The sequence below is a fragment of the Dokdonella sp. genome, from assembly GCF_019634845.1.
Lineage (GTDB): Bacteria > Pseudomonadota > Gammaproteobacteria > Xanthomonadales > Rhodanobacteraceae > Dokdonella_A.
In genome coordinates this window covers 241,239-254,089 of sequence record NZ_JAHCAQ010000001.1, presented here as the reverse complement: position 1 = coordinate 254,089, position 12,851 = coordinate 241,239, and the positions used below count along the sequence as shown (strand labels likewise).

At 69.7% G+C, this 12,851-nt stretch carries 7 protein-coding genes and 1 riboswitch; of the genes, 2 read left to right on the top strand and 5 right to left on the bottom strand.

Features of this window, described 5'->3' with window-relative positions; translation table 11 throughout:
* The 5 genes from KF903_RS01135 to KF903_RS01115 all read right to left on the bottom strand — a co-directional run bounded on the left by KF903_RS01135 (position 1) and on the right by KF903_RS01115 (position 9,701).
* On the bottom strand, positions 1-2,154 hold the full coding sequence (locus KF903_RS01135; protein WP_291209936.1) for a TonB-dependent siderophore receptor: 2,154 nt from the start codon (positions 2,152-2,154) through the stop codon (positions 1-3).
* Between the two features lie 61 nt (positions 2,155-2,215).
* Positions 2,216-2,311, bottom strand: a riboswitch (TPP riboswitch).
* A 35-nt stretch (positions 2,312-2,346) separates the two neighbouring features.
* A complete protein-coding gene (locus KF903_RS01130; protein WP_291209934.1) occupies positions 2,347-3,480 on the bottom strand; it encodes a phosphotransferase in 1,134 nt (377 codons plus the stop codon).
* 157 nt (positions 3,481-3,637) lie between these two features.
* Complete coding sequence (locus tag KF903_RS01125; protein ID WP_291209932.1) at positions 3,638-5,074, bottom strand: bifunctional 2-methylcitrate dehydratase/aconitate hydratase; 1,437 nt, start codon at positions 5,072-5,074, stop codon at positions 3,638-3,640.
* Between the two features lie 340 nt (positions 5,075-5,414).
* Positions 5,415-8,027 carry a Fe/S-dependent 2-methylisocitrate dehydratase AcnD gene (gene acnD, locus KF903_RS01120; RefSeq protein WP_291209931.1) on the bottom strand — a complete coding sequence of 871 codons (2,613 nt, stop codon included), beginning with the start codon at positions 8,025-8,027 and terminating at the stop codon, positions 5,415-5,417.
* 135 nt (positions 8,028-8,162) lie between these two features.
* Entirely contained in the window at positions 8,163-9,701 is a 1,539-nt protein-coding gene (locus tag KF903_RS01115) for a right-handed parallel beta-helix repeat-containing protein (RefSeq protein WP_291209930.1), read from the bottom strand.
* A gap of 156 nt (positions 9,702-9,857) precedes the next feature.
* Between KF903_RS01115 and KF903_RS01110 the strand changes: the two genes are divergently transcribed.
* Positions 9,858-11,870 carry an NADPH-dependent 2,4-dienoyl-CoA reductase gene (locus tag KF903_RS01110; RefSeq protein WP_291209928.1) on the top strand — a complete coding sequence of 671 codons (2,013 nt, stop codon included), beginning with the start codon at positions 9,858-9,860 and terminating at the stop codon, positions 11,868-11,870.
* Positions 11,871-11,970: 100 nt separating this feature from the next.
* Positions 11,971-12,711, top strand: coding sequence for a M15 family metallopeptidase (locus KF903_RS01105; protein ID WP_291209926.1), 741 nt, complete (start codon positions 11,971-11,973; stop codon positions 12,709-12,711).
* The last annotated feature ends 140 nt before the right edge of the window (positions 12,712-12,851 follow it).

Sequence of the window (12,851 nt, the reverse complement as noted above, 5' to 3'; positions counted from 1 at the left end):
TCAGAACCCCAGCGTCAGCGTGAGCCGGGCGCTGCGCGGTGCACCGGGGAACAGATAGTTGTCGCCATCGGAGCTGCCCGTGTCGCGCCAGTAGAAGCGGTCGAACACGTTGTCGACCGCGAGGCGCCAGGTCAAGGGATGCTGCTGCCACTGCGTCGTGTAGCGCAGGCCCAGATCGAATACCTGGTACGCCGCTGCGCCGATGCGACCGTCGGGCGTGGCCGGATTGCGCGCCGCAAAGCGCCAGCCGGCGACGAGGCCCAATTGCGGCGATGCCGGCAGCGTGTAGTCGAGCTGCACGCTCGCGCGCAGGCGCGGCACGTTGACGACCTGGTGACCGTCGTAGGCTGGCGTGCCGCTGCGCCGCCCCTGCGCACGGATGAAGTTGAGGCCGGCATCGATGCGCAGCGACTCGCCGACGCGACCGTGCGCGGACAGTTCGAGCCCCGTGTGCACTTCCTCGCCGCGCTCGACGAAGGTGTAGCCGGCCGCGCTCGCGTCGGGCTGCGCGAACTGCCATGGCAGGCGGATCCGGTACAAGGCCGCACCGAGGTCGAGCGCCGCAGCCATGCGGTACTTGGCGCCGAGTTCGAGCTGGCGTGAATGACGCGGCCCCAGCGTGGCGCCGTCGTTGCTCGTCCACCACGGCGCTTCCTTGCCGAGCGACAGGCCTTCGCTGTAGCTCAGGTAGGTCGTCAGCGCGTTCGACGGCAGCCACAGCAGTGCGGCCTGCGGCAACCATTGATCGAGCCGCGTGTCGCGCTCGAGTTCGCCGCGCTTGCTCCAGGCACGATCGTGCACGCGCGCCAGGCGTGCGCCGGCGATGAGCTGCCACTGCTCGCCGAGGCTCACGCGGTCCGCGGCAAAGACCGCGTGCTGCCAGCTGGCCAGGCGCCGTACCGACGGTCCCGGCTGCCGGCTCGACGGCGCAAACGGCGGTACCTGTGCCGCATCGATGTTGGCGCTGCCGACCCAGGCGTTGACGTTGACGTGGCGGTCGATCGTGCGCGCGAACGCGTCGCCGCCAAGGCTGAGCTCGTGCGTGAGCGGGCCGCTGGCGAAGCTGCCTTCGAGCGTGGCACGCAGCTGCCTCCCGACGCGGCGATCGTCCGGACTGCGATAGTCGTAGATGTCGTAGCCGCCATCGGGGGCGAACCAGGCGCCGGGCGGATTGTCGGCGCAACTGTCCTGGTAGAAGCAGCCGTAGGCGAAGGCGACGCTGTCGTCGATCACGCTGCGGCTCTGCGCCGCGGCCAGACGCAGCCGCCAGTCGGCGCCGAATGCCTGGGTGTAGCGGGCCGACAGATTGCTGCTCGCGATCGCGACCGGCTCCTGCCACGCCTGGTAGCCGAGCATGCGGCGGCGGTCCACCGGCGACGGCATCACGCTGCCGCCGAGCAACTGGTAGCCCGAGGCCGAGCGCTGCGCACTGGTCTGGTAGTTGGCATCGAACTCGAGCGTTGCCTCGGGCGTCGGATGCCAATCGGCCGCGAGGGCAAGGAAATTGCGACGCCCGTCGCCATGCTCGATGTATGAGTGCAGGTCTTCCCAGGCCGCGTTGGCGCGCAGACCGAAGCTCGGCGTCAGCCAGGCGCCGACATCGAATGCGGCGTAGCGCGAACCGCGCGCATCGGTGCCCAAGGTGACGGCGCGGACGTCGGCGCTGCGCTTGCTGACGAAATTGACGACTCCGCCCGGCTCCATCACACCGGCCTCGAGACCGGCCAGTCCCTTGAGGATCTCGACCGCCTGCTTGTCCTCGAGCGCGATGCGCTGCTCGCCGGTCATGACGAGGTCGTTGGCGCGATAGCCGGTGCCGAGATCGAGCGCGTAACCGCGGATCGACAGGTTCTGGTAATAGCCCTCGGGCGCGTAGTTGTCGCCCAGTGCGGGATCGAGCCGCGCCAGCTCGCTCAAGGTCCGTGGCTGCCGGGTGTCGAGCCAGGCGCGGTCGATGACCGTGATCGTGGCGGGCGTGTCCTGCAGCGTGGCGCTGCCCCACGCCGTCAGCATGGCGCCCTCGTCGCGGGCCGGTGGCGCTGCGGTCACATCGACCGTGGTCAGGGTTGGTGGCGAATCGAGCTCATCGTCGGGGGCGGCCAGGCATGTGCTGGCCGGCAGGACGAGCAGAAGGCAGATACGGTGGAGATTCATGGTCGCGGTTCGTCGGCGGAGTGGACGAAGCGACGGCGCGCGACTGGCCGCGAACGCGACCGGTCACCGCATGCAAGCTCCCTACGCCGGTGCAAACCGGATCAGGTTCCAAGGGACTCTCTCAGCCCGGCGACGCCGGGCACCCCCGCTTCAGGGCGCCATTGAACCACGAATCGTCGGCGACGTGTTGCCTCAGGCGGCGCGCAAGGCATCGAGCATGGCGCGACCGTGCGGCGTCGTGAACCAGCGCGCGTGGCCATGCAGGAAGGCACTCCAGGCCAGCTCGGCATTGGCCCGATTGCGCGTGATCGCATCGAAATACTCGACCTCCGACAGCGCGAAGTCGACGTGCACGAGCGGCAGCAGGTCGGCCAGCACGGCCAGGTCCTGTGCGCCGAGTGGCCGCAGGCTGCGGTAACCGGCAACGAGTGCCAGCGCGATCGCGTTGCGCGCGCGATCCTCACCGGCCTGCAGCCAGGCGATCGCGCTGCGCTCGATCGCGGTGGCGAGATCGAACAGCGCAAACGTGCGCGCACACAGACCGAAGTCGACCACGGCCGTGACCTGTGCCGCATCGCCGGCGGTGCTCCAGAACAGGTTCGAGGCGTAGAAGTCGCCGTGCGTCCACGCTCTCGGCTGGCACACCAGCGCGGGCTGCAAGCGCGCGTGGAACGGCGCCAGCGTGACGGTCAGTTCGCGGCGCCAGTCGCGGGCGGCGAGAAACCTGGCCAAACCGGGGCGCGCCGGCAGTTGCGCGGCGAGTGCGGCAACGGGATCGGCGGCCTCGATGAGCTCGCTGCGTGCGACCAGCACATGCGTGCTGCGCTGAGGCGCCACGAACCCTGTGGCCGCCGCATGCAGGCGGGCCAGCGTCGCGCCGACGCAGCTTGCGTGCGCCGGGCGCGTCAGCGGCAGCCACGAGCGCGTGTCGCGATACAGGTCCAGCCCCGCTGCCGGCTCCTGCACGACGTACACCCAGTCACCGAGCGCGACCGTCTCCTGCCCATCGCAATCGCGATGCAGCGGCGGGATCGGCATGCCGTGTGTGCGCAGCCAGGCGGCGAAGGCATGCTCTTCGCCCAGGCTCGCGGCATCGCGCACGCTGCGATGGTGGCGCTTGACGAACACGCGGCCGCCCGCGCAATCGACCAGCGCCGCCGCCGACAGTGGCCGCGGGCTGTGCCAGACGATCGCCCGCAGCGCGCCAAGCGCGGGATAGCGCGCCAGCAGCGGGACCAGCTCGCCAGCATTGAGCGGCGGCCAATCGGGCTCGGCCATGTCGCTGTCGCCGGCCAGACCGTGCACGCGATTGCCGGCGCCGCTCATCGACGCGCCGAGCGAAGCCGCACGCGCCGACAGCGAGGCAGGCTTGGTGGCGTGGGTACGCCGGCAGGCAGGACATCCATGGCGGCCAGGCGCGCGTCGACAGTGGAAATGGCGCGACAGTCTGCGCGAGCGTTCCGCGCCGCACAAGCGGCGTCGTTCACGGCACCAGCAGATCGATGAACTCGCGAACCGGCATTGCCTCGAGTCGGGCCTGGTCGAGCGCGACCGCGAGGATGCGTTGCTGCCGCGCCGCATCGAAGCAGCGCGCGAGGTTGCGGCGGAACTTGGCCTCGAGCAAGGCAAGGCCCTCGTCGCGGCGCCGGCGATGGCCGATCGGATAATCGACGCGCACCTCGTCGAGCACGCTGCCGTCGACCAGCGTGACCGTCAGCGCATTGGCGATCGAGCGTTTGTCGGGATCGTGGTAGTCGGCCGTGAACTGCGGGTCCTCGACGCAGCGGATCTTCGCCCGCAGCGCATCGATGCGTGGATCGGCGGCGACCGCGTCCTCGTAGTCGGCGGCGCCCAGGCGCCCGAAGATCAGCGGCACGGCCACCATGTACTGGATGCAATGGTCGCGGTCGGCTGGATTGTCGAGCGGTCCCTGCTTGTCGATGATGCGCATGCAGGCGGCCTGGGTGCGGATCACGATCGCGGCGATGTCGTCACTGCCGCGCCCCATCGCCGCGAGCCGCGCCTGCAGCGTCAGCGCGGCTTCGACCGCGCTCTGCGCATGAAACTCGGCCGGATAGCTGATCTTGAACAGCACGTTCTCGATCACGTAGCTGGCGAACTCGCGTTCGAAGCGGAATGGCCGTCCCTGGAACGAGACATCGTAGAACCCCCAAGCGGGCGCCGTGAGCGCGCTCGGGTAGCCCATCTCGCCGCTGCGTGCGATCAGCGCCAGGCGCACGGCGCGACTGGTCGCATCGCCGGCGGCCCAGCTCTTGCGCGAACCCGTGTTGGGCGCGTGGCGATAGGTGCGCAGCGCCTGTCCATCGACGAACACCTGTGACAGCGCGGCCAGCGATTGCGCGCGGTCGAGCTCGAGCAGGCGGCAGGCGACCGCCGTCGAGGCAAGCTTGACGAGGGCGACATGATCGAGACCGACCTGGTTGAACGAATTGCGCAGCGCGAGCACACCCTGGATCTCATGCGCCTTGATCGCGCATTCGAGCACGTCGCGCATCGTCAGCGCGGCGCCATTGCGGCTGCGCCAGTCGGCCAGCGCCAGGATCGCACCGAGATTGTCCGAAGGATGCCCCCACTCCGCCGCGAGCCAGGTGTCGTTGAAGTCGAGCCAGCGGATCGTCGTGCCGATGTCGAACGCGGCCTTGACCGGGTCGAGTTCGAACCCGGTGCCCGGCACGCGCGCCCCGTTGGCGAGCGTGGCGCCGGGCACGACCGGCCCGAGCAACTTGGTGCAGGCCGGGTATTGCAGCGCCTCGAACGCGCAGCCGAGCGAATCGAGCAGCATGTGGCGCGCGGTATGCCAGGCCAGTTCGTTGCGCGGTTCGAAACGCTCGACGTAATCGACGATCGCGACAAGCACCTCGTCCCAATCGGCGCGCCCCTGGACAGCAATCGATGTCATCGTGGTTGGCCTCCCACCCGCATCCGCGCGCCGGCACGCTGCCCGCGGCGGCGGCACCGATCTGCCGCAACCCGGCATGATGCGCCGGTCTGGATGAACGCCGCCGACCCGAAGCGGTCGCCATGGCGAGGCGGCGAGCGCAGGTCAATCCTCACCTGGCGAGGTCCATGGCCGCTCGGGCGACTGGGCTGCGAGTCGGTTCGACCACCTCGGCGCCCTGCGCGCCGCTCCGATGGATTGGCGCCTGCGCTTGGCCGAGCGCATCTTCGCCAACGGTCTTGAACCCTTCCGAGCGCGGTCATGCGGCGCCGGCAAGGCCGGCGCCAGCCGTTCCATGCGCTCAGGCCGCGCTGCTGGCGGCCATGAAATCCTGCGCAAAGCGCTGCAGCACGCCACCGGCCTCGTAGATCAGCAGGTCTTCGTCCGAATCGAGGCGACAGGTGACGCGGACCTCGACCGCGCTGCCATCGCGGCGCTCGATCACGAGCGTGAGGGTGGCACCGGGCGCGCGCTCGCCGCGCACGCTGAAGGTCTCGCTGCCATCGATCCCCAGCGTCCGGCGCGTGGTGCCGGGCTCGAACTGCAACGGCAGCACACCCATGCCGACGAGGTTGGTGCGGTGGATGCGTTCGAAACCTTCGGCCACGATCGCCTCGACCCCGGCCAGCCGCACGCCCTTGGCCGCCCAGTCGCGGCTCGAACCCTGGCCGTAGTCGGCGCCGGCGATGATGATGAGGGGCTGCTTGCGCTCCATGTAGGTTTCGATCGCCTCCCACATGCGCATGACCACGCCATCAGGCTCCACCCGCGCCAGCGAACCCTGCACGACCGTGCCATCGACCACGGCCATTTCGTTGACGAGCTTGGGGTTGGCGAAGGTTGCGCGCTGCGCGGTGAGGTGGTCGCCGCGATGGGTGGCGTAGGAATTGAAGTCCTCCTCCGGCAGCCCCATGCGGGCAAGGTATTCACCGGCCGCGCTGGCGGGCAGGATCGCGTTCGACGGCGACAGGTGGTCGGTGGTGATGTTGTCGCCGAGCACGGCGAGCGCCCGCATGCCGCGCAGTGTGCGCGCCCCGGCCAGCGCGCCTTCCCAGTACGGCGGGCAGCGGATGTAGGTGCTCGCTGCGCGCCACTCATACAGCGGCCGGGCCCGCGCCACGCTGCCATGACGCGCGAACATCGGCTCGTAGATGCTGCGGAACTGTTCGGGTTTGACGCTGGACTTGACCACCGCATCGATCTCGGCATCGCTCGGCCAGATGTCGCGCAGGCGAACCTCGTTGCCCTGCGCATCGACGCCGAGCACGTCCTTCTCGATGTCGAAGCGCACGCTGCCGGCGATCGCATAGGCGATCACGAGCGGCGGCGAGGCCAGGAACGCCTGCTTCGCGTAGGGGTGGATGCGCCCGTCGAAATTGCGATTGCCGCTCAGCACCGCCGTGGTGTACAGGTCGCGCTCGAGGACTTCGCGCTGGATCGCCGGATCAAGCGCGCCGCTCATGCCATTGCAGGTGGTGCAGGCGAAGCCGACGATGCCGAAGCCGAGTCGTTCGAGCTCGCCGAGCAGCCCGGCTTCGCGCAGGTACAACTCGACCGCGCGCGATCCCGGCGCGAGCGAGGTCTTGACCCACGGCTTGCGCACCAGTCCGCGCTGGTTGGCGTTGCGCGCGAGCAGGCCGGCAGCGATCACGTTGCGCGGATTGGAGGTATTGGTGCACGAGGTGATCGCGGCAATGATGACCGCGCCGTCGGGGATGAGGCCGCGCGCCTCTTCGCCGCGCGCGGCAGCGAGCTTGGCCTCGTCGGCCACGCCGCGGTCGCGCAATGCACTCACCGGCAGGCGCCGATGCGGATTGCTCGGCCCGGCCAGGTTGCGCACCACGCTGCCGAGGTCGAAATGCAGCGTGCGCTCGTAGCGCGCCTGGGCCAGATCGTCGGCCCACAGGCCGGCGGCCCTGGCATAGGTTTCCACCAGCGCCACCTGTTCGTCGCTGCGGCCGGTCAGGCGCAGGTAGTCGAGCGTGTTGGCATCGATCGCGAACATCGCCGCGGTGGCGCCATACTCGGGCGCCATGTTCGAGATCGTGGCGCGATCACCGATCGTGAGCGCCGCCGCGCCGGGTCCGCGCAGTTCCAGATACGCGCCGACGACCTTTTCCTTGCGCAGGAACTCGGTCAGCGCCAGCACCACGTCGGTGGCGGTGATGCCAGCACCGGGCCGGCCGGCCAGCTCCACCGCCACGATGTCGGGCAGGCGCATCATCGAGGCGCGTCCCAGCATGACGCTCTCGGCCTCCAGGCCACCGACGCCGATCGCGATGACGCCAAGCGCATCGACGTGCGGCGTGTGCGAATCGGTGCCGACGCAGGTGTCGGGGAAGGCGACGCCGTCGCGCACGTACACGACCGGCGACATCTTCTCGAGATTGATCTGGTGCATGATGCCGTTGCCGGCCGGGATCACGTCGACATTGTCGAAAGCGCGCTTGCACCAGTCGATGAAATGGAAGCGGTCGGCGTTGCGGCGGTCCTCGATCGCGCGGTTCCTGGCAAAGGCATCCTTGTCGAAACCGGGCGCCTCCACGGCCAGCGAATGATCGACGATGAGCTGCACCGGCACCACCGGGTTGACCTTGGCCGGATCGCCGCCGGCGGCGGCGATCGCCTCGCGCAGGCCGGCCAGGTCGACCAGCGCAGTCTGGCCGAGGATGTCGTGGCACACCACGCGGGCCGGAAACCACGGGAAATCGACATCGCGGCGCCGTTCGATGAGTTGTCCGAGAAAGGCGTCGATGCGCACCGGATCGGCACAGCGCACGATGTTCTCGGCGTGCACGCGTGCGGTGTAGGGCAGGCCCGCCCATGCGCCCGGTTGCAACGCCTCGACCACCTCGCGCGCGTCGTACCAGTCGAGCGTGGTGCCCGGCAAGGGCTTGCGGTGGAGTCGGTTCATGGCGGTGATCCTTGGCGGCTGGGCGGCGTCGCGACCGGCATGACCGATCGCCGGCAACACGACTGCGGGGAGTGGCCCCGGGCGCGATGCGCGCCGGCGCCGGGGCGCCATTTTGCCAGCCGCGGCGCGTCGGCGTCAGTGCTCGTAGGCGCCGATGTCGAGCGCGGTGCCGTTGATGCGCGGCCGGCCCGCGAAGTCGAGCGCACCGGCCAGGCCACTGCCGGGATCGGCGCCGGCATCGATCGCGGGCGAACCCGCGGCCACGCGCAGATCGGGCGCGATCGCGTCGACGATGAGCGGATCGGCGATCAGCGACTGCGCGTCCTGCCCCGAAGCGGCGCGAAATGCCGCCAGGCTCGCATACTCGCTGCCGAGCCAGACCCAGCTCGCGCCAGCCGCGCCCGCTGCAGTGAAATACAGGTTGTTATCGAGTGTGGCCGGCTGCGGCACATCGCCCGTGTAGGCGCTCAGCAGCACGCCGTCGGTGCCGGCGTACACGAGATTGTTGGCGAACCGGTTGTTGCTGGCGTGGTACTGGATCTGGAACTCGCCCGAACCGGTGCCGGCCTGGTCGTTGCGATAGAGCGTGTTGCCGAGGATGGTCACCGCCTCGCTGCCGCCGACGCTGGCCGCATAGCCGCCGATCGAGATGCCGGCCGAGTGGCCGAAGTAGACGAGGTTGTTGCGCACGACGACCTCGCTGCTGGTGTGGCCGGCATGCTCGCTGGCAACTTCGATGCCGATGTCGACGTGATGCACGCGGTTGCGTTCGATGAGGATGCGCGTGCCGCCATCGACGTAGATGCCGTCAGCCGCGTATTCGTTGCCGTAGGCCGGGTTGCCGTAGGAGCTGATCGCGTGGACGGTGTTGCCGACGATGACGCCGTCGCGGGCCTGGTCGTAGGCCGGGTCGGGCGCGACGCCCTCGAAACCGATCGCGCCGATGCCGATGTTGTTGGTGTCGTGCACGAGGTTGTCGCTGATCACCCAATGCTCGACATTGCCGTCGAGCGAGAACGACTCGCTGCAGCCGAGCACGAGGTGGTCGATCTCGTTGCCGGCGATCACGAGCTGGTTGATCGAGGCGGGTGCGCGGGTGCCGTCGACCTTGAGGCCGAACGCATTGGCCGCGCAGCCGTTGCCGGTGTTGCGAATGTCGTGGATGTGGTTGCGCTCGATGCGGATCTGGCTGCCGGCGCCGGTCACATACAGCCCGATCGGCACCTTGCTGGTCGAGGCGGTCACGTAGTTGCGCAGCTCCAGGCCACGCACCACGACGGGGCTCACATCGCTGAGCGTGACGAGTCCGTGCTGGCCACTCGGGATCGGCAGACCGGCGCCGTCGATCACCACCGTCTCGCCCGGCACTGCCTGCAGCACGATCGGCCCGGCGTCCGCCGAGCCCGAGCGCGTCACCGTGACGAGCGCGTTGTAGACGCCGCCGCGCACGCATACCGCCGTACCTGGCGCCACCGTGTCGACCGCGTGCTGCAGCGTGCGCCACGGCGCCGCCACCCCGCCAGCGGCAGCGTCGTTGCCATCGAGCGCAACGTAGCGCGCCGCCAGCGGCACGCGCTCGAAGCCACTCGCGAACACGCTGTCGCCGGCGCGTTCACATTCGCCGGCGACGGCCGCGCCGCTCGTGACGATCAGCAGCAGAACCCACGCGCGCATCCGGGCCTCCCTCACGACGATGCCGCAGCATGCCACCAGCGCCGGCGCAATGGCACTGGCAGCGCCGACGCGGCGGTGCGCCGATGCCGGCGCTTGCCGTGAGCCCGCGCTCGCGGCATCTTCATACGATCGTTTGACTGCGAGCGCCGCCTCCCCATGCCCTACCCGCACCTGTTCAGCCCACTCGACCTGGGCCACCTGACGCTGCCCAATCGCGTGATCATGGGTTCGATGCACACCGGGCTGGAGGATCGCGCGCGCGATTTCGACAAGCTCGCCGCCTACTTCGCCGAGCGCGTCCGCGGTGGCGTCGGCCTCATCGTCACCGGCGGCATCGCGCCGAGCATCGAAGGCTGGCTCACGCCGCTGGGCGGACGGCTGTCGATGCCCTGGCACGTGGCGCGCCATCGCAAGGTGACGCGCGCCGTGCATGACGAGGGTGGCCGCATCTGCCTGCAGATCCTGCATGGCGGGCGTTACGGCTATCACCCGTTTTCGGTGGCACCCTCGCGGCTCAAGGCGCCGATCACGCCGTTCACGCCGCGCGCACTCGGCGCCCGCGGCGTCGAGCGCACGATCGCCGACTTCGTCAACTGCGCGCGCAAGGCCCGCGAGGCCGGCTACGACGGTGTCGAGGTGATGGGCTCGGAGGGTTATCTCATCAACGAGTTCCTCGCCGAACGCAGCAACCAGCGCCACGATGCCTGGGGCGGCAGCGTCGAACGGCGGCAGCGTCTGCCGGTCGAGATCGTGCAGCGCATGCGCGCCGCGGTCGGACCGGACTTCCTCATCATCTATCGGCTGTCGATGCTCGACCTGGTCGACGGTGGCCAGACCTGGGACGAGATCGTGGCCCTCGCCCGCAAGATCCAGAGCGCCGGCGCCAGCCTCATCAACAGCGGCATCGGCTGGCACGAGTCACGCGTGCCGACCATCGTCACCAGCGTGCCGCGGGCCGCCTTCAGTTGGGTCACGCGGCGACTCAAGGCCGAGGTGTCGATCCCTCTCATCACCAGCAACCGGATCAACATGCCGGCGGTGGCCGAGCGCATCCTCGCCGACGGCGATGCCGACATGGTGTCGATGGCACGCCCGTTGCTGGCCGATCCGCACTGGCTGCGCAAGGCACGCGAGGACCGCGCCGCCGACATCAATACCTGCATCGCCTGCAACCAGGCCTGCCTCGACCACGTGTTCGAGCACAAGCGCGCGAGCTGCCTCGTCAACCCACGCGCCTGTCACGAGACCGAACTCGTGGTGACAGCGGCCGCCAGCAGCAGGCGCATCGCGGTGGTCGGCGCCGGTCCGGCCGGACTGGCCTGCGCCACCACGCTGGCCGAGCGCGGCCATGCGGTGACGCTGTTCGAACGCGCGGCGCAGATCGGCGGCCAGTTCAGGCTGGCGATGCGGATTCCTGGCAAGGAGGAGTTCGCCGAGACGCTGCGCTATTTCAGCCGGCGCATCGAGCAGACCGGTGTCGAACTGCGCCTTGCAACCGAGGCCACGCCCGATGCGCTCGGCGGCTACGACGAGGTCGTGCTGGCCACTGGCGTGACGCCGCGCGCGCTGGTGCTGGCCGGCGCCGAGCGCGCCAACGTGCTCAGCTACGTCGATGTGCTGCAGGGCCACGCCGCGGTCGGGCAGCGGGTGGCAATCATCGGCGCCGGCGGCATCGGCTTCGATGTGGCGGAGTTCCTCATCGAACCGGCCCCCTCGCCGAGCACCGATATCGCGCGCTGGGCGCGCGAATGGGGCGTGGACACGAGCCTGGCTGCACGCGGCGGCCTGCTGCCGCCGGCACCGGCCCCGGCCGCGCGTCAGGTCTGGCTGCTGCAACGCACGCCCGGCAAGCTCGGCAAGCGCCTCAACCGCACCACGGGTTGGGTGCATCGCGCCACACTGGCCGCCAAGCAGGTGACCATGCTCGGCGGCGTCGAATACGAACGCATCGACGATGCCGGTCTCCACATCCGCATCGACGGTCAGGCGCAGGTGCTGGCCGTGGATACCGTCGTCGTTTGCGCCGGCCAGCAAGCCAACCGCAGCCTGCATGCGGCGCTGGCGGCGCGTGGCCTGCGCGGCCACCTCATCGGCGGCGCCGACGTCGCCGCCGAACTGGACGCCAAGCGCGCAATCGCACAGGGCACGCAACTGGCGACGACGCTGTGACGCGATGCCCGAACGCGAATCGGCCGCCACGGCCGCGGCGGGCGCGCCACACTCGGCCGGTTATCATCGACCGGTCACGTCAACCCAACGGGGAAACTCCATGCAACGCCTCTTGACCTGTTTCCTGCTGGCGCTGCTTGGCGCCTGCAGCGCCACCGCGCAGCAGCGCGCCGCGCCCGCGGATGCGGTGTTCCGCATCGAGCCGGCGCGGCCGGTCGAACAACTGCTGCCGCTGGCACTGGCGGCAACGCCGCCGCACGAGACGGGCGAGTTCCATCCCAGTGATCTCGTCGAGCTCGTCACGCTCGACCCCACGCTGCGGCTCGACATCCGCTATGCCGGCACCCGCAACTTTCTCGGCGTGGCGCTGTACAGCCAGCCGCGCGCCTTCCTGCAGCGCCCGGCTGCCGAGGCGCTGGCGCGCGTGCAGCGTGCGTTGGCGACCGAGGGGCTGGGCCTGCTGGTCCACGACGGCTATCGGCCCTGGTACGTCACCAAGATGTTCTGGGACGCGACACCGGTCGAACAGCACCGATTCGTCGCCGATCCCGCCAAGGGGTCGCGCCACAATCGCGGCTGCGCGGTCGACCTGACCCTCGTCGATCTGAGCACCGGCAAGGAACTCGAAATGCCGAGCCTGTACGACGAATTCTCCGAGCGTGCCTACCCCGACTGGAGCGGCGGCAGCGCGACGGCGCGGGCCAACCGCGACCGCCTGCGGCAGCACATGGAACGCGAGGGTTTCACCGTCTACCAGTACGAATGGTGGCACTTCGACTATCGCGGCTGGCAAGCCTGGCCGATCGGCAACCAGCGCTTCGAAGACCTTGGCGCGCGCTGAGCGCCGCCTCGCGGCGAGGCCGCCTGCGTCGCGCCCTGACCTTCACCGCGTCGACGCAGCGCTGCGCCGCGCGTGCGGGACGAAGCGCCTTGGCGCGCCTGCGCCCTTGCATCCGCCAGCGCGTACCACCATTTGAGCCG

What these genes read in the sequence shown, in the direction of transcription:
- KF903_RS01135 (WP_291209936.1), bottom strand. Translation starts at nt 2,154, where the DNA reads ATGAATCTCCACCGTATCTGCCTTCTGCTCGTCCTGCCGGCCAGCACA.
- KF903_RS01130 (WP_291209934.1), bottom strand. Translation starts at nt 3,480, where the DNA reads ATGAGCGGCGCCGGCAATCGCGTGCACGGTCTGGCCGGCGACAGCGAC.
- KF903_RS01125 (WP_291209932.1), bottom strand. Translation starts at nt 5,074, where the DNA reads ATGACATCGATTGCTGTCCAGGGGCGCGCCGATTGGGACGAGGTGCTT.
- acnD (WP_291209931.1), bottom strand. Translation starts at nt 8,027, where the DNA reads ATGAACCGACTCCACCGCAAGCCCTTGCCGGGCACCACGCTCGACTGG.
- KF903_RS01115 (WP_291209930.1), bottom strand. Translation starts at nt 9,701, where the DNA reads ATGCGCGCGTGGGTTCTGCTGCTGATCGTCACGAGCGGCGCGGCCGTC.
- KF903_RS01110 (WP_291209928.1), top strand. Translation starts at nt 9,858, where the DNA reads ATGCCCTACCCGCACCTGTTCAGCCCACTCGACCTGGGCCACCTGACG.
- KF903_RS01105 (WP_291209926.1), top strand. Translation starts at nt 11,971, where the DNA reads ATGCAACGCCTCTTGACCTGTTTCCTGCTGGCGCTGCTTGGCGCCTGC.